The 24,780-nt window shown below is 63.5% G+C and carries 22 protein-coding genes; 19 read left to right on the top strand and 3 right to left on the bottom strand.

The window, feature by feature from the left end:
• Positions 1-60 precede the first annotated feature (60 nt).
• Both CV770_RS20740 and CV770_RS20735 read right to left on the bottom strand, forming a co-directional pair.
• Positions 61-936 (bottom strand): hypothetical protein, encoded by an 876-nt coding sequence (locus CV770_RS20740; protein ID WP_161966539.1) that lies wholly within the window; start codon positions 934-936, stop codon positions 61-63.
• A 58-nt stretch (positions 937-994) separates the two neighbouring features.
• A complete protein-coding gene (locus tag CV770_RS20735; RefSeq protein ID WP_201759950.1) occupies positions 995-1,735 on the bottom strand; it encodes a hypothetical protein in 741 nt (246 codons plus the stop codon).
• A gap of 487 nt (positions 1,736-2,222) precedes the next feature.
• Here CV770_RS20735 and CV770_RS20730 point away from each other — a divergent pair, with 487 nt between their 5' ends.
• From CV770_RS20730 to neuB, 7 genes are all read left to right on the top strand, one after another.
• Positions 2,223-3,107 (top strand): class I SAM-dependent methyltransferase, encoded by an 885-nt coding sequence (locus CV770_RS20730; RefSeq protein ID WP_201759949.1) that lies wholly within the window; start codon positions 2,223-2,225, stop codon positions 3,105-3,107.
• Between the two features lie 51 nt (positions 3,108-3,158).
• Complete coding sequence (locus tag CV770_RS42160; protein ID WP_104463634.1) at positions 3,159-5,666, top strand: hypothetical protein; 2,508 nt, start codon at positions 3,159-3,161, stop codon at positions 5,664-5,666.
• Between the two features lie 83 nt (positions 5,667-5,749).
• Positions 5,750-6,952 (top strand): HAD-IIIA family hydrolase, encoded by a 1,203-nt coding sequence (locus CV770_RS20720; RefSeq protein WP_104463633.1) that lies wholly within the window; start codon positions 5,750-5,752, stop codon positions 6,950-6,952.
• Positions 6,953-7,085: 133 nt separating this feature from the next.
• Complete coding sequence (locus CV770_RS20715) at positions 7,086-8,105, top strand: NAD-dependent 4,6-dehydratase LegB (RefSeq protein WP_104463632.1); 1,020 nt, start codon at positions 7,086-7,088, stop codon at positions 8,103-8,105.
• 19 nt (positions 8,106-8,124) lie between these two features.
• Positions 8,125-9,309 carry a LegC family aminotransferase gene (locus CV770_RS20710; protein ID WP_245453808.1) on the top strand — a complete coding sequence of 395 codons (1,185 nt, stop codon included), beginning with the start codon at positions 8,125-8,127 and terminating at the stop codon, positions 9,307-9,309.
• Positions 9,302-10,480: a UDP-N-acetylglucosamine 2-epimerase gene (gene neuC / locus CV770_RS20705; RefSeq protein WP_104463630.1), complete on the top strand. Its 1,179-nt coding sequence runs from the start codon at positions 9,302-9,304 to the stop codon at positions 10,478-10,480. Before CV770_RS20710 ends, neuC begins: the two co-directional genes overlap by 8 nt.
• On the top strand, positions 10,477-11,547 hold the full coding sequence (neuB, locus tag CV770_RS20700) for an N-acetylneuraminate synthase (RefSeq protein WP_104463629.1): 1,071 nt from the start codon (positions 10,477-10,479) through the stop codon (positions 11,545-11,547). The genes neuC and neuB overlap by 4 nt, the downstream gene beginning before the upstream one ends.
• On the opposite strand, the gene CV770_RS20695 is transcribed toward neuB, so the two are convergent.
• A complete protein-coding gene (locus CV770_RS20695) occupies positions 11,544-12,155 on the bottom strand; it encodes an acetyltransferase (RefSeq protein WP_104463628.1) in 612 nt (203 codons plus the stop codon). The two genes, neuB and CV770_RS20695, sit on opposite strands and share 4 nt — an antisense overlap.
• 197 nt (positions 12,156-12,352) lie before the next feature.
• Here CV770_RS20695 and CV770_RS20690 point away from each other — a divergent pair, with 197 nt between their 5' ends.
• From CV770_RS20690 to CV770_RS20635, 12 genes are all read left to right on the top strand, one after another.
• Positions 12,353-13,402: a nucleotidyltransferase family protein gene (locus CV770_RS20690; protein WP_104463627.1), complete on the top strand. Its 1,050-nt coding sequence runs from the start codon at positions 12,353-12,355 to the stop codon at positions 13,400-13,402.
• Positions 13,399-14,307: a Gfo/Idh/MocA family protein gene (locus CV770_RS20685; protein ID WP_104463626.1), complete on the top strand. Its 909-nt coding sequence runs from the start codon at positions 13,399-13,401 to the stop codon at positions 14,305-14,307. The genes CV770_RS20690 and CV770_RS20685 overlap by 4 nt, the downstream gene beginning before the upstream one ends.
• Positions 14,304-15,005, top strand: coding sequence for an acylneuraminate cytidylyltransferase family protein (locus CV770_RS20680; protein ID WP_104463625.1), 702 nt, complete (start codon positions 14,304-14,306; stop codon positions 15,003-15,005). Before CV770_RS20685 ends, CV770_RS20680 begins: the two co-directional genes overlap by 4 nt.
• A 13-nt stretch (positions 15,006-15,018) precedes the next feature.
• Positions 15,019-15,840 (top strand): SDR family oxidoreductase, encoded by an 822-nt coding sequence (locus CV770_RS20675; RefSeq protein WP_097668484.1) that lies wholly within the window; start codon positions 15,019-15,021, stop codon positions 15,838-15,840.
• Positions 15,841-15,850: 10 nt separating this feature from the next.
• Positions 15,851-17,374: an MATE family efflux transporter gene (locus tag CV770_RS20670; protein WP_104463624.1), complete on the top strand. Its 1,524-nt coding sequence runs from the start codon at positions 15,851-15,853 to the stop codon at positions 17,372-17,374.
• Entirely contained in the window at positions 17,375-18,265 is an 891-nt protein-coding gene (locus CV770_RS20665) for a class I SAM-dependent methyltransferase (RefSeq protein ID WP_104463623.1), read from the top strand.
• Positions 18,262-19,194, top strand: a complete 933-nt coding sequence (locus CV770_RS20660) for a hypothetical protein (protein WP_104463622.1) — start codon at positions 18,262-18,264, stop codon at positions 19,192-19,194. The genes CV770_RS20665 and CV770_RS20660 overlap by 4 nt, the downstream gene beginning before the upstream one ends.
• A 25-nt stretch (positions 19,195-19,219) precedes the next feature.
• Positions 19,220-20,608, top strand: coding sequence for a surface carbohydrate biosynthesis protein (locus CV770_RS20655; RefSeq protein WP_201759948.1), 1,389 nt, complete (start codon positions 19,220-19,222; stop codon positions 20,606-20,608).
• Between the two features lie 4 nt (positions 20,609-20,612).
• Positions 20,613-22,016 (top strand): capsular polysaccharide export protein, LipB/KpsS family, encoded by a 1,404-nt coding sequence (locus CV770_RS20650; RefSeq protein ID WP_104463620.1) that lies wholly within the window; start codon positions 20,613-20,615, stop codon positions 22,014-22,016.
• An 11-nt stretch (positions 22,017-22,027) separates the two neighbouring features.
• Positions 22,028-22,777, top strand: a complete 750-nt coding sequence (locus CV770_RS20645) for a glycosyltransferase family 2 protein (protein WP_104463619.1) — start codon at positions 22,028-22,030, stop codon at positions 22,775-22,777.
• A gap of 122 nt (positions 22,778-22,899) precedes the next feature.
• On the top strand, positions 22,900-24,360 hold the full coding sequence (locus CV770_RS20640) for a DUF6056 family protein (protein ID WP_104463618.1): 1,461 nt from the start codon (positions 22,900-22,902) through the stop codon (positions 24,358-24,360).
• Positions 24,361-24,388: 28 nt separating this feature from the next.
• Positions 24,389-24,780, top strand: a 392-nt coding sequence (locus CV770_RS20635) for a glycosyltransferase family 2 protein (protein ID WP_146101323.1), incomplete at its 3' end; no start/stop codon positions are given.

The following is a 24,780-nucleotide window of genomic DNA, read 5'->3' as shown; positions in this document are numbered from 1 at the left end:
CGGCCAAGACCGCCGGACCATGACAGCATTGCCCCGTGCTCCGACACTCGATTTCCCTGATCAATGCTGCAGAATGCCGGCGAGGTTCATGTGCGCGGGCCGCGAGTGCTCGATGCCCAGCAACGTCCGCCGATTGTCGTTCGTGCGTTGCAAGTGCAGGCTCGCGAGCGTCATTCCGGTGCAAGTGGTAACCGTGGTCCCGCGGCCGCCGAACGGCTTGAGAAAGTCGAACACCCGACTGCCGAACATGTCGACGACCGACACCTCTCGCGCACCGAGCGGCGGGATCTCGCCGAAATCGCCCTCGATCTGCTCGCCGTCCTCGCGGATCAGCTTCGACGTCGGCCGCGCCGCATGAGCATACTCTGGATCGGAGGAGTGATTGATCAGCATCACGCTGCTGACGATGTCGCTGGTCGCAATGATCTTCGGATTGATCCCGGTGAACCCGACATGCGCCTTGAGCCTGCCCTCGTTCAAGGGCCGGGCAAACGCGCCGGTGCGGTAGATCGCGACGTTGTCCTGATCGACATAGGTCATCGAATAGCTGGCAGGCGAGGAACGGAAGCCGTCCATCCGCCCGCGCGACATCACGGCGATGACCAGATAATCGTGCTGTGGCAGCTTGAGCGAGGCGAAAAGGCGCGACAGCTCGATCTCGACGGAGGCGCCCGGCGCGTAGTCTTCCGGAAACTCGTAGGTCGCCCGGTAGTCGCCGTCGCGCGACAGGATGTGCAGCTTGAACCTGAGCTTCTTGCTGAAGCCCGAGGCGACCAGGCTGGCGAGCTCGGGAACGAGATCCTTGACCGTTTCGCGAAAATTCTTGCGCAGGCTGCCGGCGACGAGGCTGCGGAGATACTTGATGTCGACCGGACGATACCAGGCAGGGATCGAAAAACCCATGCGCGACTCGACACCCGCGAAAGTCGGGAACATGAATCTGGGCTCGTAGGGCTTCCAGGGGCTGGACGAGAAACGTGTCACGGGCGCGCCCCTAAAAATGATGCAAGCTGAACTTGCCGTTGGCAAATTCATAATAGCTGAACGGACTGGCGATGTTGGTGCCCTTGAATTCCAGGGCGAAACCCTCGGCCGCACCGATCAGCCGTTCAGCCTCGGGGAAAAGGTCCAGCGTGCTGATGCGGATGGCGCCCATCGGCGCGATCTCCGGTATCTCACGCTGGCCCAATGCCGTGCCGTCCAAGGCCATGAGCCGTGCCGTCCCAACCGAGACGCCTTCGGAGGCCATGCAGGAGTTCACGAGCACCACGCCGGACTCCTTCAGGAATCGCGTGAGATAGGATTGCATCCAGGCTGAGGTCGGGAACGGCGCTGCCGCGACCGGTTCGCGCTCGTGCGACAACGTTATCGCACCGTGCTGCGAGAAATATTGTGCGTAATAGCCGGTCGTCACCTTACGTCCGGGACGAAGCTTGGTCTCGTGCTTCGGGACCAGCGCCATCGCGACCGTTCCTGAAACACGCGGACACAGCTCCGAAGTCTGCAATTGCAGTTGTCCGTTGACGCCAAGTTCCCTGTGGAAATATCCAGCCGGCTTGCCCGCTCCGTCGAAGAGCCAGACGTGAGCATCCACCTCCGGATGATCCTTCATGAAAACCGAGAAGTAGTTGAATGCGCAGACTTCCGTCGTGACGGTCTCGTCGTTGCGCAGATAGAGCACGGCGGGCGGATAGCCCCTTGCGACGGCCTCGCCAATCAGCAATTCACCGGGCATTCTACAAAACTCGGCGGGAGGGCAAGGGATCGGCACAGACCGAACCGGCCGGCGGCTTTGGACAAATCATACGCGATGTTCTTGCCCGCATGCTAAAACGTCGACGCGATTTCAGGGCCTGTTTACGCTGAGCCGACAGGAGAATCAACCGGGAACGGCGTCGCATCGAGCGGCTGCAAAGAGACGGCGCGAGCACCGTCGTCACGCTCGAGATCAGCCAGTCTTTGCGGCCGCGTGGCAGTGGACAAGGCGTGGCAGCCAGACAAGATGACACTCCGCTTCCGGTACAGGTGCCCGCGATCCTGCCTGCCCTGGAATCCTTGCATTGCCGCTGCGCCTCCCGTATGACCGAATCCGGCTATGTGACCTGGTACCCGCCTGAAAACAGGCCGGAACATCGGCCTTTCCTGGATCCACACCGTGCTTCAGCGACTGCTCCTCAGCATCACTCCAATCACGGCGCCCATTCCGCCGGGGAAACGCTGACGTGCGCTGGCAAACAAAGGCGCGGGCGTTCTCGGTGCTGTCGAATATCCCCTGGGGCGAAGGCCTGCACTACGCCCTGCAGCGCTACGTCACACGCCGGCTGCCGCGACCCGAAAAGCAGGTCAGATCCATCTACACCCTGGCGCAGCGGCTGCTGGCCGTTCACGAGAAGTACAGCTTGCGGCCGCTGCAGGATTCGACTTGCTTCGAGTTCGGCGCCGGACGCGATCTGATCGTTCCGTTGGCTTTCAGCGCTCACGGGGCCCGGCGCTTCATCACGGTCGACATCGAGCGCCTGGCCAAGCTGGAGCTGATCCGCTCCAACGCCGCCATCGTTTCTCGACTGAGCGGCACTGACCACGCCGACATAAATTCCCTGGAGGACCTCGAACCTTCGTGGAGGATCGACTATCGCGCACCGGCCGATGCCCGGACGACGGGCCTGCCCGCCGCGTCGATCGACTGCGCTGTCTCCGTCGAAACGCTCGAGCACATTCCCAAGCGCGACATCGCGGCAATCTTGAAGGAACTGCGACGCATCATGCGTCCTGACGGACTGGTCCTCATGCAAATCGACTATGGCGACCATTTCAAAGGCTTCGATCCATCCATCAGTTCATTCAACTTCCTGACATATTCCGAGGCGGATTGGGCGCCTTTCCAGTCGCGCTTCCAATACGTCAATCGCCTGCGCCACAGCGAATATCTGCAGCTGTTCAGGGAGGCGGGGTTTCAACTGCTCAGCGACCAACCTGACCGCCGGCCGCCGGAGCGGCATATCCTGGAACGACTGGCGCCATGCTTCAAAGGCTTCTCCGAAGAGGATCTTTTTACGCTCGGCTCGCTGATCGTTGGCCGCCCGGCCGATCTATCGATAGGACACTGAAGATCGCCATTTCCCGGTTGCTTTGCCGAAGCCCATTGTAGAGACCTCGCGATGTGGACGACCACATTTGTCCTGACGCTTCTGTTCTTCCTGATGCAGCTCGGGACCGGATTTTCGATTCTGACCATTGCGTCAACGAAAATCATCGAGGTGTGCCGGCTCACGAAAGCTCAGTTCGTCGTTCTCGGATTTACGGTTGGCGCCTCTACAACGGGCATCCTGCTCGGACTACTCTCGCTATTCGTAAACGATATGTGGCTTCAGTTCGCCGCGATGCTTGCCGTCTCCGGCTTCGGCCTTGCCTGGTCATGGCCGAACTGGCGCCCGAACTCCGGCGATATACGCGCCGCCGCTACTTGGTGCATCCTGGCGCTGCCGATTGCGCTCCTGACATGGTGGTGGTCCTTCGGCGCATTTTCCAGCTTTCCTTACGGGGACATCGGCGCGGATGTTCACTGGATGAAGACCGCGCAAGAGTACGCCGACAGTGGAGTCATCAATCCCTACGCGGCCCAATCCTATGTCGATCTTCGTTCAGCACTGGCAGGCTCCCTCGCTGGAACGCTCGGCCTGGATCTTCTGAGATTCAGCTGGACCTATCGCTTCTTCTCGATCCTGTTCTTCTTGTTGGCGTCCTATGCCTTCGTGCAGGGCGTCTATTCCACGTCCCCGCGAAAATGGATCGCCTTCTTCTTCGCCGCGATCGGCAACGCTGTCGTGTTGATGACAAACGGCAGCCTGGCTGTCGCCAGCAGCGTCGTGTTTCTCGGCGTGCTGATGAGCAATTCGAAGCGGACCGCAACCGAACTGTCGACGCGATCTGTTTTGCTGCTGGCGGTTATCGCCGGCGCGACGCTTTTGCTCGCGTTCGCATTCAACAACAACACGCTTGTACTTGCGTTGCTTATGGCCGGGCTACTCGTGGTCAGGATCCTGAGCAACACCGGAAAATATGCAGGGCTTGTCTTTCTTGGCTGGATCTGGCCGGCAACGCTGCTGCTTGCACATCGCGGCTCCTTCCTGTTCGTTCCAACCGTCCTGGCCAGTTGGCTTCTGTATCTTGCCATCGTGCGGATGATCTCCGCGTGGCCGTCCGTCAGCATCGCGACCCTGCGATTTTTGTCCTTCGCGCTGCCCCTGATCATTGGCGGAATTGTCGTCTGCGTTGCGGGAATGCGCTTCGGCTACATTCCGCAGATGAGCGCCAACGACACGTTCTCCTCGATTACCGGCCTGATCCTGGGCAGACGGATCGAAGGTGGCGAAGAGCTGTTCCTGGGCTCTGGACCACAGGTCGCCACGATCGAGCTTGGCCGGGCGATGGGCCCGCTTTTCACCATCTGCATCACAGTGGGCGTTGCATGGTGGTCGATGACCCGGCCTGTCTTTCGTGGTCCCTCGGGGACGATCGGACCTCAAAGCGAAGGCTTCGCGACACTCGTGTGGTCCTGGATTGCCGGCTGCGGCCTGATGCTCGCCGTACTCTCGGGCTTCCCCTTCCTGTACCGCATCAGCACGATCATAATGTCGCTGTTCACGATCACGGCCGCTGAGACTTTTTGTCAGCTGCTGATCGATTCCAGACCTTCCCGATATCGACGGGTCCTGATTGCGGCAACCATTACGCTGTTTGCGACTGCTCTTGTGGTTCTGGTCTACGCCTTTGCCTGGCGGACCGACCTTCCTTTTGCCCGCTACCAGGCGTTCCTACGACCGACGGAAATCGCAGGCATCGTGCTGCTCACGATACTCGCGCTGTCGACCCTCGCCCGGTCGAGACGGATCTACGTTTACGGTCTGGTGGGGGTCGTGGGATTGGGCGTGGCGGTCGACAGGATCGGTCTGTCCGGCATTGTCAGGAGCTACAGCTACGGCGCGCTTCCCGACCGCACTGCAGTCGTTTCACACTACAACGCCGACGATCTTGAAGTCGCTCGCTGGCTCCGCGACAATCTGCGAAAGGGAATCATTCTTTCGGACCCGTATACGATGGGCATCGTCCAGGCGGTCACGGGCGCGCCGGCCGCCTATCTGTTCTCCAATCTGGACACCGTGAATGAAGCGGTCGCGAAGCGGACAAAATCGGTGGTGCGCACGATGCTGCAGCCTGCCGAAGGTCGTCAGCGGCTTGAAGACACTTGCAGCCTGATCGCGCCCCTGGTGGGAGCAATCAATTCGGAGACCTTCTTCCAGATGCGAAGGGCCGATGCTCTGGGCGGAATGATGCGATCCGTCCGCACCGTAACGGCACCGCTTCCGGAAACGGCGCTGCCGTCTTCCGACCCAGACACCCCGTTGAGCCCGGAACTCACGGGTGAAGAAGCCAAATCCACGATCCAGAATATCCTGGAAGCAGGTAACAACGCCTGGAACCTGGTCGCGATCATCACGCCCCGCACGATCGCCTGGACACATCTCGCGGCCGGCCAGCGCCTCAGCTATTTTCCTCCCGTCGAGCCGATAGATCCTGCGGTCACCGATGCGTTGCGCACCAGCCCTTTTCCAGTTCTGTTTGCCAACAGGCAGGCTGCGGTCGTTCGCATTCCCTGCTCGCGCTGACATGAAGTGGACCGGACATTGATCCTGGCATGGTCGCAGATTGGCACTACGGCCCGCCAACCATGCTGTGAAAAGGGCATCTCATGCTGAGACAAGCCGCGATCCTCGTCGGTGGACTGGGCACCCGGCTGGGTGAGCGCACGAAGCTAGTTCCCAAGCCGATGCTCGACGTCGGCGGACGGCCGTTTCTCGACACGCTGATCGACGAGCTGGTGCGCTATGGCGTGTTCGATGAGATTCTCCTGCTCGCGGGCCACAAGGCGGAGATGGTCGAGACGCACTACGCCGCGGCCGTCCGGGGGCGGACGCGAATCGTCGTGTCGCGCGAGACCGAGCCGCTCGGCACCGGCGGCGCGCTCGTGCATGCGCGCGATCTGCTGCACGATCGTTTCCTGCTGCTCAACGGGGATTCCCTGTTCGACTTCAACCTGCTCGATCTGATCGCCCGCGCGCATGACGGGCGCGTGCACATGGCATTGCGCGACGGCGTCGTCGGCGATCGCTACGGGCGCGTCGTGCTCGATGGCGACTTGGTGCGTGACTTCATCGCCCCGGGTGCGGGTGCGACGGGACCGGTCAATGCCGGCATCTACGTGATCGACAAGTCCGTTCTCGACGACATCGCGACGCTTCCCGCTTCGCTCGAGCAGGAGATATTCCCCGGACTTGCGAAGTCCGGCGCGCTGCGTGGCACGGCCTATCGCGGTTACTTCATCGACATCGGCATTCCCGATGATTTCGCGCGCGCCGATCGCGAATTACGCCAGCAGCTGCGGCGGCCAGCCGTGTTCTTCGATCGCGACGGCGTGCTCAACCACGATTCTGGATACACGTTCGAGACGCACAAGCTTGAATGGATCGAGGGGGCACGCGAGGCCGTGAAAGCCGTCAACGATGCCGGCTATTTTGCCTTCGTCATCACCAATCAATCCGGCGTCGCACGCGGCTATTATGAGGAGCATCACGTGGTCACGCTGCACCGCTGGATGGCGGACCAGATGGCAGAGGTCGGCGCACATATCGATGCATTCGAATACTGCCCTGATCACCCCAACGGAACCGTCGCGCGCTATTGCCGCATGAGCGACCGCCGCAAGCCGGCGCCCGGCATGATCACCGACCTCGTCAGGCGCTTCCCCGTCGACATGACACGCAGCATGGTGATCGGGGACAAGGAAAGCGACATGGAAGCCGCACAGGCGGCGGGCGTTGCGGGTCACCTGTTTGAAGGCGGAAATCTGGAGACGTTCGTAAAGCAGCGCCTGAGTCCGGTGGGCGAGGCTTAGGCACGCCACGAAAAACTGCTGCATCCCCGGGCATTTGGCAGCCCCCAAGCGCTGCTCTGTTGCGCGCAACCGCCAGTGTGCTATAGCGCCATCTTGTTGCGAATACTGACTTAATCGCCTTTTGGGGTCCGGCATGGCAGATCTGAGGGACGCCCGCGTCCTCGTTACCGGCAGCGACGGCTTCATCGGCTCGCACGTCGTCGAGGAGCTGGTAAAGGCCGGCGCCCGCGTCAAGGCGATCGTGTATTACAACTCCTTCAACTCCTGGGGCTGGCTCGACACGATACCGGCCGACGACATGAAGTCCGTCGACGTGATCGCCGGCGACATCCGCGATCCCCATTTCATGATCGCGGCCGCGAGCGGCTGCACCGACGTGCTGCACCTGGCGGCGCTGATCGCCATCCCCTTCTCGTATGTCGCGCCCGACTCCTATGTCGAGACCAACGTGCGCGGCACCGTGAACGTGCTGCAGGCCGCGCGCATGGCCGGGGTACGGCGCTTCGTTCAGACCTCGACCAGCGAGGTCTACGGCACCGCGCAGACGGTTCCGATCAAGGAGAGCCACCCGCTGGTCGGGCAGTCTCCCTACTCAGCCTCGAAAATCGCCTCCGACCAGATGGCGCTGTCATTCCAGGCTTCGTTCGACATGCCCGTCGTGGTGATCCGCCCGTTCAACACCTTTGGTCCGCGGCAATCGGCGCGCGCAGTGATCCCGACCGTTATCAGCCAGATCGCGACCGGCAAGCGCAAGATCCGCCTCGGCGCCGTCAGCCCGACGCGCGATTTCTCGTTCGTCACCGATACCGCGCGCGGTCTGATCGCGGGCCTTACGGCACCTGCGGAGCAAGTCGTCGGCCAGACCATCAATCTCGGCAGCGGTTTCGAAATTTCGGTCGGCGCGACCGCGCAGATGATCGCAGACGTCATGGGGACGGCGATCGAAATCGAGACCGACGAAGCGCGGCTGCGTCCCGCCAACAGCGAGGTTGAGCGGCTCTGGGCCGACAATTCCAAGGCACGCCAGCAGCTCGGCTGGAGTCCGGAATTCGGCGGCATCGAGGGTATGCGCCGGGGCATGGTCAAGACGGTGAACTGGTTCACCAATCCTGCAAATCTGAGCCGCTACAAGGCGGACGTGTACAATGTCTGAGGCGGTGGTGGACAGTCACGTGACGAGGACAGGCTTTGACCAAAAGACGATCGTCGATGCCGTGCGACGCGCGGTGGGAACGCCGAACGGCGTTCTCGGCCTGCACGAGCCGGTGTTCGCCGGCAACGAGATCGCCTATCTCGAAGAATGCATCAAGAGCACCTTCGTCTCCTCGGTCGGTCCCTTCGTCGATCGGTTCGAGCGCATGCTCGAGGAGGTCACCGGCGCCAAGCGCGCGGTCGCCGTCGTCAATGGCACGGCCGCGCTGCATGCCTGCTTCATCCTCGCCGGTGTCGAGCCCGGCGACGAGGTGATATCGCCGGCGCTGACCTTCATCGCGACGACGAACGCGATCGCCTATTGCGGCGCGACGCCGCATTTCGTCGACAGCTCGCTGGAGACGCTCGGCATGGACGCGCGCGCGCTCGCGGTGCGACTGGATGCGATCGCACAGAAGACTGCCACCGGCACCATCAACCGCCAGACCGGCCGCCGCATCGCCGCGATCGCCCCGATGCACACCTTCGGCCACCCGGTCGAGCTTGACGAGATTGCCGCGATCGCCCGCGACTGGGGCATCGCGCTGGTCGAAGACGCCGCGGAATCGCTGGGATCGACCTACAAAGGTCACGCGGTCGGATCGCAGGCACGCCTTGCAGCACTCAGCTTCAACGGCAACAAGATCGTCACCACCGGCGGCGGCGGCGCCATCCTGACCAATGACGAGGAGCTGGGCCGCCGCGCCAAGCACCTGACGACGACGGCCAAGCTGCCGCACAAATGGGCCTTCATCCACGACGAGATCGGCTTCAATTACCGCCTGCCGAACTTGAACGCGGCGCTCGGCTGCGCCCAGCTCGAGCAGCTCGACGGCTTCCTGGCGAGCAAGCGCAAGTTAGCCACGGCCTATCAGCGCGCCTTTGCGGATGTTGCCGGCGTCCGTTTCTCGCGCGAGCCAAAGGACACCACGAGCAATTACTGGCTGAATGCGATCCTGCTCGACGAGGAAAATGCAGGCCGCCGCGACGACGTCCTCGCCGCGCTCAACGACGCCGGCTTCGGCGCGCGCCCGGCCTGGACCTTGATGCACAAGCTGCCGATGTTCGCGCAAAACCCCCGCGGCGATCTTTCCACCGCCGAGTCCATCGAACGCCGGCTGATCAACCTGCCCAGCAGCGCCAGCATCAGGTCTCCCGATGAATAGTGGCGCGCGAAAGATCTGCTTCGTCACCGGCAGCCGCGCCGATTTCGGGCTGCTAGTCTGGCCGATGCGCGCGATCCGGGAAACGCCGGGCCTGACACTTCAACTCGTCGCCACCGGCATGCATTTTGCGCCGGAGTTCGGCTACACCTTCAACGCAATCCGCGACGAGGGGTTTGAGGTCGACGAGCGCGTCGAAACGCTACTGAGCAGCGACACCGGCGCCGGCGTTGCGAAATCGGTCGGCCTCGGCGTCATCGGCTTTGCCGATACCTTCACCCGGCTACAGCCGGATCTCGTCGTCGTGCTCGGCGACCGCTTCGAGATGTTCGCAGCCGCGCAGGCCGCGATGTTCATGCGGCTGCCAATGGCGCATCTGTTCGGCGGAGACGTCACCGAAGGCGCGATCGACGAATCCACGCGCCACGCCATCAGCAAGATGTCGCATCTGCATTTCACCAGTAATCAGGGCTCGACGCAGCGGTTGACGCAGCTCGGCGAGCACCCGTCGCGTATCCATACCATCGGCTCGGTCGGCATCGACGCCATCAAGCATCTCGATCTGATGAATCGCGACGACATCGGCGGCGCGATCGGGATGCCGCTCGGCGAACGCAATGCGCTCATCACGTTTCACCCCGTCACGGTCGAAGCCGGGCGCTCGGTGGCTGAACTGGATGAATTGTTCGCTGCCCTGTCGACGCTCGATCCCGCCTTTCGTTTCGTGTTCACGCTCGCCAACGCCGACGCCGAGGGCCGCGCCCTGAACGCCAGGATCGAGGCTTTCGCGGCCAGCCGGCCGAACACGATCGCGGTCGCCTCGCTCGGGCAGCTTCGCTATCTCAGCTTGATGAGCCAGGTGGATTTGGTCATCGGAAATTCCTCGAGCGGCGTACTCGAAGCGCCCTCCTTCGGCGTTCCCACCGTCGATATCGGCGACCGTCAGAAGGGACGCGAGCGCGCGGCCTCGGTATTTCACGCAGCGCCCGAGCGCGGCGCAATTGCCGCTGCCATCGCGGCAGGGCTTCAGCGCGGCCGTCAAGCCACCGTCAACCCTTACGGCGACGGCGAATCGAGCCGGCGATTTGCCGAAATCGTCGCCGGCGTCCCGGATTTCAGGCAGCTTCTGGTCAAGGGCTTTTACGAGCTTCGGCCAGGTGGGGCGCAGGCATGACAACGCACACGCTGATCATCGCAGAAGCCGGCGTCAATCACGACGGAAGCCTGGAGACGGCGCTGGCGCTGGTCGATGCCGCCGCGGACGCCGGCGCCGACATCGTCAAATTCCAGACCTTCAATGCGAAGGCATTGGCGGGCAGCGCGGCAAAGAAGGCCGACTATCAGCAACGTACGACGGATGCTGACGAAAGTCAGCTTGCCATGCTGGAGCGGCTCGAGTTGCCGCGTGCCGCGCATCACACGTTGATCGAACGCGCCAGGGAACGCGGCATCGAATTCCTGTCGACGCCGTTCGACGACGCTTCACTCGCCTTCCTGCTGTCGCTGAAACTGCCGCGCATCAAGATCGGATCGGGCGATCTCACCAACGCGCCGCTGCTGCATGCGGCCGCGAAGGCCGGCGCGTCCTTGATTCTGTCGACCGGCATGGCAACGCTCGGCGAGATCGAGGAGGCGCTGGGCGTGCTTGCGCATGGCTACGGCCCATCTGGCGGGCCACCCGGCATTGCCGCCTTCCGCGCGACGTGGCGCGATCCGGCAGCGCGGACGGCGCTCGCACAGCATGTGAGCCTGCTCCATTGCACGACCGAATATCCCTGCCCCATCGGCGACGTGAACCTTGCTGCAATGGCGACGATGCGGTCCGCTTTCCAGCTTCCGGTCGGCTACTCCGATCACACCGACGATTTCGAGGTTTCGGTGGCCGCCGTCGCGCTCGGCGCGACGGTCATCGAAAAGCACCTGACGCTCGACCGCAAGGCGCAAGGCCCCGATCACGCGGCCTCACTGGAGCCTGACGATTTCAAGCGCATGGTCGTGGCCATCCGCAACGTCGAACGCGCTCTCGGCGACGGCGTGAAGACGCCCAAGGACTCCGAGATCAGGAACGTCCCTGTGGCGCGTAAGAGCATCGTTGCGGCGCGCGCTCTGAAGGCCGGCGAGACCATCGGCCCCGCCGACATCACCGCAAAGCGTCCGGGCGCAGGCCGGCCGCCGATCGACTACTGGTCGCTGGTCGGAACGGCCGCGCCCCGCGCGCTCGAGCCGGACGATCCGCTTTAGCCCCGCGGCTTTGCCGGAATGCCGCGAAGGACGGATCCTGGCGGGCATGGAGCCGTAACCACCGATCCCATCGCAACCAGCGTGTCGTTGCCAATCGCGATGTGGTCCCTGACCCGGCTGCCGAGACCGACGAAGCAGTTCTCTCCGATCTTCGCGCCTCCGCCGACCACGGTTCCCGGCGACAGATGCGTGCAGTCGCCGATCCGCACGTCATGCTCGACGACAACAGCGGAATTGATGATGCAGTGATCGCCGATCCGGCTTCGCGCATTGACGATCGCGCCCGGCATGATGACGGTACCTGCGCCGATCGTGGCTGATGGCGACACGATCGCGCGCGGATGAATCACGGACGCCCAGCGCTTGACCTGCATGCGGCCGATCATCTGCCGGCGTGCGGGCCCCGCCTGCATCGATCCGATTCCCACCACGAAGGCCGCATCCGGATACTCTGGCGCGGCCTCGTCGGTTCCGAGATAGCTGACGTCGGCGAGCGTTCCGGGCTGCCGATCGAGGAAGCCGACGACCTTGAACTGGCCGGACAGCAGCGCCGCCTCGTAGACCATGACGGCATGCTCGCCGCCGCCGATGATGATGAGATCGTCCATCCCGATTCCCTTGCGCGGGGCAATCTTACCGGGGGTACCCCGGGTCTTCAAACCGTTGATTCGGGCCGCGAAATGCTTGGGTTAACAGGGCTGTTCAGAGGATGTCGTTGGGGTTGACGCCGCCTCTCGCAGCCGCGATATAGCAGGCTCAGCCGTGGGCCGCCCCCCAATATCTGGCGTATACGAGGCAGATTGCCATGAAATCCTGGCGTAAGGCCGTCGTTGGAACGCAGGCGAGCGTGGGCGAGGCCATTGCTGCCATCGAGAGCGGAAGCATTCAGATTGCGCTCGTGCTGGACGACCAGAACCGCCTGCTTGGCGTGGTCACCGACGGTGACGTGAGGCGCGGCCTGCTGCGCGGCATCCCGCTCACCGGGCTTGCGACCGACATCATGAACCGCGCGCCGGTGTCGGCTCCAGCGACGCTGCCGCGCGAGGATCGCCTGCAGCTGATGCGGCAGAAGTCGATCAAGCAGCTTCCGCTTGTCGACGAGGGCGGCCATCTGGTCGTGGTCGAGACGCTCGATGAGCTGCTCGAACCGGCTCACTATCCGAACCCTGTCCTGATCATGGCGGGCGGCCTCGGCGAACGCCTGGGCGCGCTGACCCGCGACCTGCCGAAGCCGATGCTCAATGTCGGCGGCCGACCGCTGCTCGAGACGATCGTCCGCAACGTCGTGCAGCAGGGTTTTGGCAACATCTTCATCTCGGTCAACTACAAGGCCCAGACGATCAAGGACTACTTTGGCGATGGCGCCGCCTTCGGCGCCAATATCCAGTACGTCCACGAAACGGAACGGCTGGGGACTGCAGGCGCGCTCGGGCTCTTCGGGGCGCCGCCGGCTCTGCCCATGATCGTCACCAACGGCGACATCCTCACCACGATCAACTACGGCGCGCTTCTCGACTTCCACAACGGAACTCCGGCGGAAGCGACGATGGCCGTGCGCGAGCACAAGGTGCACGTGCCCTACGGCGTGGTGTCCACGTCGGACGGTTTTCTCGATGCCATCCGCGAGAAGCCGACTGAGAGCTGGTTCGTCAGTGCCGGCATCTATGTGATCGGCCAGTCCGTCTTCAGCCATGTCACGCCCGGCGTCAGCATCGACATGCCGACCGTGCTGGAACGCGTGATCGCCGGCAAGGGTCGGGTCGCGGTCTATCCCATTCGCGAATACTGGCTCGATATCGGCCGCCTGGAGGATTTCGAGCAGGCCCATGCGGAGTTTCACGAGGTCTTCCCGTGACCTCCACAAAAGCCGTCGTGGTTGGCCTCGGCTCGATCGGCACAAGGCATGCGCGCATCCTGCGCGAGCTTGGCCTAGGGGTCGCGACCGTCAGCCGCCGCGAAGGCGGCGACTACGGATCGATCGCGCAGGCCGTCGCGGGCGCGCATCCGGACTACGTGGTGATCGCCACCGAGACCGCGCGCCATGCGGACAATCTGAATGAGCTCGCGCAGACCGGCTTCCACGGCAACGTGCTTGTCGAAAAGCCGCTCTTCGCAACACCGGCAGCGCCCCCAAAATATCCGTTCGCCCGTGTCAGCGTTGGATACAATCTGCGCTTCCACCCGGTCATGACGGCGCTTGCCGAAACATTAAGCGGCCGCGACGTGATCACGGTCGCCGCCTATGTCGGCCAGGACATCAGGGACTGGCGGCCCGGCCGCGATCACCGTGCGACCGCATCCGCCACAGCCGATGCCGGAGGCGGCGTGTTGCGGGATCTCAGCCACGAACTGGACTATTTGCTCTGGCTGTTCGGCCCGTGGCATCGCGTCGCAGCGCTTGGTGGCGCGTCCGGCGCGCGCGACATCGACGTCGACGACCACCTCGACCTGCTGCTCGATATGCAGCGGGCGCCATCGGTCCACGTCCACATGGACTATCTCGATCGGCAGGGCATCCGCCGCATTCGCGTCAATGTCGACGACGACACCATCGAAGCCGATCTCGTCGGCAGCCGCCTTGCGATCAACGGCAAGGCAACGGAGATCGCAAGCGACCGCGACCAGAGCTATCGCGACATGCATGTCGCGGCGATGCGTGGCGCGAGCCCGGCTTGCTCGCTGCCCGAGGCGCTCGGGGTCGTGCATCTGATCGACGCCAGCGAGCGTGCTCTGCGCACCAAGACCTGGATATCGCCATGAGCGCCCTCTGCACCATCTGCGCGCGGGGCGGCTCGAAAGGGGTCGTCGGGAAGAATGCGCGCGATCTCCTGGGCAGGCCCGTGCTCGCCTGGAGCATCGCGCAGGCGCGCGAGACCGGCCTGTTCGATGCGATCGCCTTTAGTAGCGATTCGGACGCGCTACTCGAGGCAGCCCTGAAGGCCGGCGCCGACATCGCGGTCAAACGTCCGGACGAGATGGCGACCGATACCGCACCGAAGCTGCCGGCGATCCGCCACTGTCTCGAGCAGGCCATCGCGCAAACGGGCCGGACGCCGGAAATCTTCGTCGATCTCGACGTCACCTCGCCGCTCAGGCTGGCCTCCGACATCACCGGTGCGGTCGCGCTGCTGCGCGAGAGCGGCACACGCAATGTCATTACCGGTGCACCGGCGCGACGCTCGCCCTATTTCAACCTGGTCGAGCAGCGCACCGATGGCAGCGTCGGCCTCTCTAAAACCGCCGATCCTCCGATCACGCGCCGGCAGGATGCGCCGCGCTGCTTCGACATGAACGCGTCGATCTATGTCTGGCGCGTCGCGTCCTTCCTGGAGCAGCCCGCGGTGTTCTATCCGGATACGCGCCTGTTCGAAATGCCGGAAGAACGCTCGATCGACATCGATTCCGATCTCGATTTTGTCCTGGTGGAACTGCTACTGCGCCAACGACGGCCGGCCTGAGGAGCCTCAAGCGATGACCACGAGCTTCAAGGCTCTGTTCGATCTGACCGGCCGAACCGCCGTCGTCACCGGGGGATGCGGCATCCTTGGACGTCGCTTCGCCGAGGGCCTTGCCGAGTTTGGCGCCAACGTCGCGATCGTCGATCTCGATCAGGCCGCGACCGATGCTGCGGCAGCCGACGTCGCCTCGCGCCATGCCGTGGGCGCAAAAGGATATGGCTGCGACATTACCGAGCCGAGTTCCGTCCGCAACACGGCCGAGGCGATCGAAGCGGAACTCGGGCCGGTCTCGATCCTGCTCAACAACGCCGCGAGCAAGACCCGCGACGTCGATGCCTTCTTTGCACCCGTCGAGAAGTTTTCGCTGGACACCTGGCGGGAGATCATGGCGGTCAATCTCGACGGCATGTTCAACATCGCGCAGGTGTTCGGCGGCCGAATGGCCGAGCGTGGCTACGGCGCTATCGTGCAGACCGCCTCGATCTACGGCCTGATGGCGCCCGACCAGCGCATCTACGAAGGCTCCGAATATCTTGGTCGCGCCATCAACACGCCCGCGGTCTACACCGCGTCCAAAGCCGGCGTCATCGGCCTGACCAAGCACCTGGCGACCTACTGGGCGGCGAAGGGCGTTCGCGTCAACACCCTCACCCCGGGCGGGGTGGAGAGCGGGCAGAACGACACCTTCAAGGCGCGCTATGGGGCCCGTATCCCGCTCGGTCGCATGGCTCGCGCGGACGAGATGGTGGGGACGATGCTGTTCCTGGTGTCGGATGCTGCGTCCTACGTGACTGGCCAGAACATCGCCGTCGACGGCGGTCTGAGCGCCTGGTAGCGAAACATCGATGATCAAGCGCCTGATCCAGAATACGGTGATTTCGGCGCTTGCCTTCGGCGTGGCCGCCTTGCTGGGCCTTGCGGTGATTCCACTGATCATCGGGACCTGGGGGGTGACCGAGTTCGGCCTCATCGTCATCTCGCGGCTGCTGCTTCCAAGCGGCATGATGGCGGTGCTCGACCTCGGCCTGTCCGAAGTCGCCACCCAGGTCGTCGCGCGCGCGAGAGAGCACCGCAATTGGACGCAGGCCAGCCGTCAGATCGCGTTCTTGGGGGTGGTCTCCATCGCTCTCACCTTGATCCTGAGCGCCACCATTTGGTTCGCGACGCCGCTGTTCGTCATCGTGATGAAGGTTGACGCCGTCCATGTGGAGACGTTCACCCGGATCATGCACTACACGGCCCTCGCGAATCTGATCTTCGTTCCGGCACTGGTGTGGGAAGGGACCGTCAAAGGCTTCGAGCGCTACAATCTGCTCCGCGTTGCGGAGGTCACGTCAACGGCGGCCTATGTCGGCCTGACATTCGCAGCCTCGTGGGCGGCGGCAGGGTTTGAAGTGGTCGCCTACATCTATCTCGCCACGCTGGTGGCCCGCGCCGTCGTCATTGGAATTGCCGCGTTCGTCGCCCTCAGGCACAAGCATGTGCGATTGCTGCCATGGACCCCGGACATCCGGCAGGACATTCTGCACCGCTGCCTGCTGCTGCTGCAGGGCAAACTGATGGGCGGCATTTCCGGACCGCTTCAGCCGTTCCTGATCGGATTGCTGTTCGGGCCCAAGGCGGTCGGCACCTACGACGCATTGGTGCGATTGTCGCGGGTTTCCAAAGTCGTTGTCAGCCTTCTGACATCCGCCTTGCTTCCCGTTGCCAGCCGCCTCGACGAGCGCGGCAGCGCGACGTCGTTCCAGCGCCTCGGCGACCTCGGCCTCGTCATGATGCCGATGTTCGTGGTGCCGCCGCTTGCCGCGACCGCGATCTTCTCGCCGGAGATCATGAACATCTGGATCGGTCCCCTCCTTGCGCCTTACGCGTTCTGGATGGGCCTGAGCTTCCTGGTTCCGATCTGTAGCCAATATGTGGCGATCGGCAGCCTGATCTTCCTGACGCGGCCGGAGGTGCAGTCCAGACTCAACAGGCTGATAGCCGTTCAGCTTCTGATCTGGGCGGCAGTCTCTGCCGCGACGTTGCACCTGTTCGCGGAACGCGCCCTGATCCTCGGCCAGGTCATCGGCAGTATCCTCATCCTGCCCTTGCAGCTGGGAGAGTTGCGCGGTGCACTCGAACTCGACCGCAATCGCTTCGCGAAAGTGATCGGAACCCAGTTCGCAATCCTGGTCCTGGCAAGCATTTTTCTAGCAACAATTGCAGGTTACATTCGGTTCGACAGCGTGCTAAAGCTCGCGCTCGGTTCCATGGTTTTCTGTCTGATTACCTGGACGCTTCAATACTTCCTCGTGCTCGAAAAGCGGCACCGGACTGTATTTCCAGCCGTCGGACAGCTGATGGGACTGACATCCAAAAGCAGTTGAATGAACATCCACGCGACAGACACGAAAGCCGTCATCTCAGGTTTCGCTCCGGCCTCGTTGTCGGACAAGGCGACGACTTATGCGCTGGATGCGGCAAGGAGCATCGGGCGTTTCGCGATGCGTCGCGTCAAACGCACGGCCGACGTCGTTGATTCCGAGTACAACCTATCGCATTGGCAGCGAACGCTGTCGGAAAAGGCCTGGACGAAGGCCGCAGGCATCGGCGAATTCCTGATCCCGAAGAATCCCGCGCGGGGTCTTCGCAAGGTCGACAACCAGATCTGCAGGGTCGCGGCCGACGACTATTATCGCTATCGCGCCAGGGCCCTCGGCGAGCTGCTCGCGCGGCACACGGGCGGCGCCACGGAGATCGTCGAGCTCGGCGCGGGCTGCGGCATCAACCTGCTGTCGCTTCACCTCAATCATCCCGACTGGCGGCTGCGCGGGTTCGACATCGCGCCGAACGGCATCGCCGCGGGCCGCGAGATCGCGGCGCATTATGGCCTGTCGGACCGGATATCGCTCGACAGGATCGACCTGACCGACGGCAACGACCCGAACTACGCGGCGATCAGGGACCAGGTCGTTTTCACTTATTTCTGCATCGAGCAAATTCCCTACGACGTGCGCAAGGTGGTGGACAACATCATTGCTGCGCGGCCGAAACGCGTCATCAACATCGAGCCGACGACGGAGCTGCTGAATCTCGCAAGTCCGCGAGATATCGTCAGCTTCCTGTACATCCGCTCGGTCGACTACCAAACGCAGCTGTTCTCGACGCTCGACGATTACGAACGACAGGGCCGCGTCCGCATCTTGGCGCGCGAACGCATGCCGTTCGCGCCGACGATCCACAATGATGGTTTTTTGTATTGCTGGGAGCCCACATGACAACCGTCGACACGACGGCTGATCGGCCTGCCCCGAAGAAGGCGAAGATCAGCCAGTTCCGCCGCCTGCTGTGGCACGTCAACCGCACCGATCTCGGATGGGTGCTGAAGGCGGCTCTGACCAGCCTGCAGTTGCCGGCCCGCGCCAAACGTGTCGCGCTGCTGAAGCAGCTTCCAACGAAGCCCGAATGGGCCGAGGCGAGCCGCAAGCTCGATGAGGACGGCTACGTCGACGTGTCCGCGATCGTCGATCGCAGCCTCGCGGAAGCCGTCGCATCGTTCGCCGACGGCAAGGTGAACCGCCTCCAGGAGCTGGTCGGCCGGCAGAAGGAAGGGCACAAATCGTTCTGGGTCAGCCTGCTGGACGAGGATCTCGTCAACGGCGCCTTTGCCACCGACCATCCGTTCGTGCGCTGCGCCTTGCAGCCTGCTGCGCTGCGCATCATCGGCGACTTCATGCACGACCTGCCGCAATTGTCGGACGTGGTGCTGACGTTGTCGCAACCGACACCGAACCAGGCGTTGAGCTTCTCCCAGCTGTGGCATCTCGACCACGACGACAAACGCGTCTGCAAACTCTTCATCTACCTGACCGATGTGCAAAACACCGCCGACGGTCCGTTCACCTTCATTCCGGCCGGGCCGTCGAAGGCGTTCCGCAACTCTCTCAAGAGCCACATGAGCGATGCGCAGGTGTTCGCCAAGACCGGTCCCGACGCGGTCAAGGAAATGATCGCGCCCCGCCTGTCGTCCTTCATCGTCAACACGGCGCGCTGCCTGCACATGGGAAGCCGGATCCAGTCGGATCACAGCCGCCTGCTGTACACGGCAACCTACATCCAGCAGCCGCGCATCTTTCCCGAACCGCCGGCGCGTTTCCGCTCGATCGGCGACCTGACGGACCTCGAGCGCACCGTGATGCGGCTCTGACGCGGACCTGCCGGGAGCTCACATCTTGCGCATAGGCCTGGTGGTCGATCACCCCAAGCGTGACCTGCCGGGGGCAGTCATGCTTGGTTATCAACTCGCGCGGCGCGGCGCCTCTGTCGCGCTGGTGCCGATGTACGAGCAGGCCGTCGATGTCCCTCGGCTCGGGCTGGACGCACTCGTCGTCAACTACGCGCGTCCCGTCAACCTAGACCTGATGCGCAGCTTCGCCAGGGCCGGCCTCGCGCTGTACGTGCTCGATACCGAAGGCGGCGTGCTCGCGGAAAAGGGCGGCAACTCGCCGCCGGCGATGGCCGCCCACATCAAGGGCAGCGGCTACGCCGACATCCTGGCGGGCTATTTCTTCTGGGGCAGCCGGCTGCACGACGCCTTCCTGGCCGCCGGAACCATGAAGCCGGAGCAGCTTCACCTCACCGGATGTCCGCGCTTCGACTTTGCAGCCCCACGTTGGCGCGCGTTGCTCGACGGCGAGCCGCGCGGCTATCTGCTCGTCAACGCCAATTTTCCGCTGGTCAATTCGCGCTTCACCGGCAAGCCGGGTGGTGAGCGCGAGGCGATGGTGCGGGCCGGTTGGGATGGCGCCTATGTCGATCGTTTCATCGCGGACCTGAAGCAGGTCTTCACCAACTATCTCGCCGAGCTCGACCGGCTCGCTGCAGCGCGGCCCGACCGCAACATTCTCGTGCGGCCGCACCCCTTCGAGAGCGAGGACGTCTATCGCAACGCCCTCTCGCGCCATGCCAACGTCCTGATTGACGGCACCGGCAGCGTGCTCGACCGCATCCGCAACGCCGCCGCAGTGATCCATCTCAATTGCGGAACGGCCGTCGAATCGGTGTTGCTCGGAAAGCTGCCGCTCCAGCTCGAATATCTGAACACGCCGGTCACCGCCGGCCATGCCGCACTGCCCGCGCGCGTGAGTCGCCCGGTCGCTTCGTTCGACGAACTGCTTGGCGCGATCGATCACATCGAGCGCGAGACCGAGACTTTCGACTTCGCCCGCGTTCACGCCGCCGATATCGAGGCCTTCTTCCATCTCAATGACGGAAAAGCCGCCGAACGTGTCGCCGAAGTCCTGACCAGCGTAGCGGGCTCACGCCGGCCTTACGTCTCGCTGCTCGCGACTGTGAAGGGAACGCGCGCCAAGCCGAGCCTTGGCCAGATCGTCAAAGGTGCCGCAAGCGCCGCGCTCGGCTCGGCCGTCACTGAGCGGCTGCGCAGCCAGTTCAATCCCGCCCGGCGCGACAAGCGAATCGCACCGCCCTTCGTCCAGACCCTGCTACAGCGCATCGCCGCTCACGATCAGGCGAGCCCGTCTCAACTTACGGCAAGACGCGCACAATGCGCGACGACGGGCTTGCCGCTCGCAAGTATTGCGATCGAACACGCCCAATAGAGCCATGGCCACACCTGCAAAGACCATTCTCATCACCACGCTTGCCGAATACCAGACCCGGTTCTGGATTCCGGTCGCGCAGCGGTTGCGCGCGGCAGGCCATGATGTCGAGTTGCTCGCCTTCGACGATCGCAGCGCGGAGATGTCGACGACTGAAGGCGTTCCGGTCACGAACATGTATCGCGAGGGCCTCAAGGCCGGCCCCGCGCCCGACGACCGCAAAGCGTTCGACGCGCGCGTTGCGGCCTACGGGCTCGACGGGACCAACTTCCTGTTCAGCCATGAGCGTTTCACTTTCGGCATCCGCGACACCGCGGCACTGCGCCGGCGCTTCATGATCTATGCCAATGCAATGGAGACAGTGCTCGACCGGCTCGAGAAGCAAGGCAAGCGCGTCGAACTGGTGCAGGAGCTCGGCGGCTTCCTTTCGGTGATCGCGAGCTTCTACGCCGCCAGGCGCCGCGACATCCGCAACTGGTTCATCGAACCCTCGTTCTTTCGTGGCCGGATGTACTTCACGCCCGACGCACTCGGTGCACCCGACGTGATGCCGACGCCGACGGACGCTGTCTCATCAGAAGTGCGCGCCTATCTGGACGATACGCTGACGCAACGCGCGATCGTCATCCCCAAGAAGGATCAGCACCATTATTCGGCGGCCTTCAAGAAGGTCGTCAATCTGCGCAACGCGCGCCGCCTCGCCGAAAAGCTGTGGGACCAGTTCGCGCTCGGCAAGCACCAGGAGTTCGGGCACAATCTGCGCCACGCCCGGGTACACGCCGCGATGGCGCTCAACGCGACGCGGCTGCGCAAGCTCTATAAGCCGATCCCCGAGGCGCCCTTCGTCTACTATCCGTTCCACGTTCCCGCCGACATGGCGCTGACGTTGCGCTCCCCGGACTATCTCGACCAGGTCGCGACCGTCGACTTCCTGCTGCGCACCATCCCGGATTCGCATGTGCTCGTGGTGAAGGAGCATCCCGCCCAGATCGGAGCGATCTCGGCCGATCGCCTGTTCGAACTGGCGCGCAGGTTCGACAATTTCGTGCTGCTGCCACCGCAGACCAACAATTACACCGTGCTCAACCGCGCCGATGCCGTCATCTCCGTCAACAGCAAATCGGGGGCCGAGGCGCTGCTGCTCGGCAAGCCGGTCGTGGTGATGGGCGATGCGTTCTACCGCTCCTGCCCGCTGGTCTATGCGGTCGATCGTCTGGCCGATGTGCCCGCACGCCTGCGCGAGGCACTCTCCACCGGGCCGTTCGATCCGGCCAAAGGCGCCCCCTATTTCGAGTCCGCCTGGCGCCGGTCTTATCCGGGCGAGCTCTATATCAGCGATCCCAAGTTGCTCGACATTTTTGCGGCCTCGTTGCGCGCGGCCATCGCCGAGCCGGCCGGCGCGAACTAAACGGACCCATCATGCCGCTCGTCTCGATCATCACACCGTCCTGGAATGTCGAAGGCCTGATCGAGGAGACGATCCGCTCGGTGCAGAGCCAGACCTTCGCCGATTGGGAACTCCTGATCGCAGACGACTGCTCGACCGACAGCACGCCGGCGATCATCGCTGACATCAGCGAGCGTGACCCGCGCGTCAAGCTGATCCGGATGCCGAAGAACGGCGGCCCGGCGCTTGCGCGCCAAGCGTCGATCGACGCCGCGCATGGCCGCTATCTCGCCTTCCTCGACAGCGACGATCTGTGGCTGCCCGAGAAGCTCGAGCGGCAGCTCGCCTTCGCGAAGGCGAAGCAGGCCGCCCTCAGCTATACCGCCTTCCGCCGCATCAACGAGGCCAACACCGTCACCGGACGGCTGATCGAGGTGCCGGCCTCGCTCACCTATGGCCAGCTCCTGGAAAACACCGCGATCGCGACGCTGACCGCGATGGTCGACCGCGAGATCGCAGGTCCCATCGCGATGAAGAACGAGGGCTACGACGATTTCTGTCTGTGGCTCTCGATCCTCAAGCGCGGCCACACCGCCTACGGCCTCAACGAGGACCTCGCGCGCTATCGCGTCAGGGGCTCCTCGGTCTCCAGCCGTCCGGCGCGCTCGGCCAAATGGGTTTGGCAGATCTACCGCAACGTCGAGCAACTCTCGCTGATCAGATCGGCCTGGTGTTTTGCCCATTGGAGTACGCGGGCCTGGCTGAAACGGCGGGAGTTCTAGTGACGCCGGCGGCATGGCACGCAGCCAAATTGCAACAGCCGGAATTGAACATTGCGACCTCGACGGGTTGTCTCTAATCTGCCCCGGATCGGAGGGGGCTTTGCGTGTACAATCAAGGTGTTATGTCACTGGCAGCGCGTCCCCACGCCGATCGCCGGGCCTGGATTGGCTGGACGCTCTGCAGCCTGTTTCCTGCAATTTTTCTGTTGTGTCTGTTTGCGCTGACATCGCTCAGCGCGCCGGAACATGACGACTTCTGCTTTGCGGAACTGTACGCGCGCCATGGCTTCGTCCACACTGTGTCGCTCTTCTATCATACGCAGTCGGGTCGGATCCTGGCGCTGTGGCTGACCCAGGTGCCGCCGGCGATCTCGGCCGCAACAGGTGTCAGCTTGCTGTCGGCCTATTCACTGATGATGGCTGCGAGCGCGGCGCTGTTTCTGGCCGGCACGGCCCTCGCCATGGTCCGTGCATGGCCCCGCACCGCCGCCCTCCAGTTGGTTTTCCTCACGCTCGCATTCGCGAGCGCCGTGGTCAGCGCGGCGCCGAGCGTGCGCGATCTGCTCTATTGGCTCTCGGCCGTGACCTGTTACGTCCCGCCCGCGTTGATCACCATCCTGATCCTCGGGGAGTGCGTTCGGACGCTTGACGGGGAAGCCGGCTTCTCGTGGACGCTCAGCCTCGCGATGGCCCTGGGCGGTTTCGTCGCTGCACTGGGCAACGAATTTACCGGAGCATGGCTGCTGCTGATTGTCTCGGCGTCACTGGGCGCACGGTATCTCTTCGGCCAGCAGCGTCAGATCGTGCATCACATCCTGATCGCGACCACCATCGCGATCGGATGGATCATCGTTGTCTCCGCCAGCGGCAACAGCTCGCGCATGGAGCAGCTCCCGAACGGCGGGCATGTGACATGGTCATTTCTTCAAGCGCTGATCGATTCGCTCGCCGGTCTCGGCCGCTTCCTTCGAGAGCCCGCCGTGGTCGCCTGGCTCGCCGCTGTCGGCCTCATTGCGTTGGCCGAGCCGCAAGCCACGCAACCAGCGCCGCAAAAGGGCAAGATGCTGGCTCTCGGTACGATCGCGATCTGCCTGGCGTGCTGTTACTTCGAATATTTCGCTCATCGATATGCGACGGGGATGCGGCTCATCGAGCGGGCGCAGAACCAGGCGCTCATCCTGCTGCTGTTTGGATCGACGCTAGGCCTCAGGCTGCTCGTCGGCGCCTACAGCCAGCAATTGCGCGAACGGCTTGCGGCGGGCGCGTTTCGTGGCCTGCTCGGTCCGGTCGGGATGCCCGCGAGCCTGGCGCTGCTCACGATCGTCTCGCTCAGCCTGAGCTCAACGGCGTTCCAGTTGCGCGCGCAATGGCAGGGCCTGTATCCGTACTGGCAGGAGAGCGCCGAACGGCATGCCCTCCTGACCACGAGCCCCGAGCCGGTTGTCGTGGTTCGCCGGCACAAATGGACGCCATCCCTGCTGATGACCGCCGACGTGACGGCGGACGCCGACAGATTGCCGAACGACTGCATCGCCAGATATTACCACAAATCCGCCGTCTACGGCGCCGACACGCCGCGATGACCATTTGCCCTGCTTCAGAGATGCGAACGTGAAAACAATCAGCGTCATCACACCCTGCTACAATGAAGAACTCAACGTCAGGGATTGCTACGAGGCGATCCGGAAGATCTTCGACGGCGAGCTCCAGGGCTATCAGCGCGAGCACATCTTCTGCGACAACGCCTCCGACGATCGCACCATGGAGATCCTGCGTGAGATCGCCGCACAGGACCCCGCGGTAAAGATCATCGTCAACGCACGCAACTTCGGGCCGCTGCGCAACACTTTCAACGGCGTGATGGCCTCGCGCGGCGACGCTGTCCTGCTGTTCATGCCGGCGGACCTTCAGGATCCGCCCGAATTGCTTCCCGAATTCGTCAAGCTGTGGGAAGCCGGCTACGAGATCGTCTATGGGATCCGCGCGATGCGCGAGGAAAGCCG

Source organism: Bradyrhizobium sp. AC87j1, from assembly GCF_002936975.1.
Classification (GTDB): Bacteria; Pseudomonadota; Alphaproteobacteria; order Rhizobiales; family Xanthobacteraceae; genus Bradyrhizobium; species Bradyrhizobium shewense.
The sequence above is the reverse complement of the archived record's forward strand: the minus strand, read 5'-3'. Positions and strand labels throughout refer to the sequence as shown.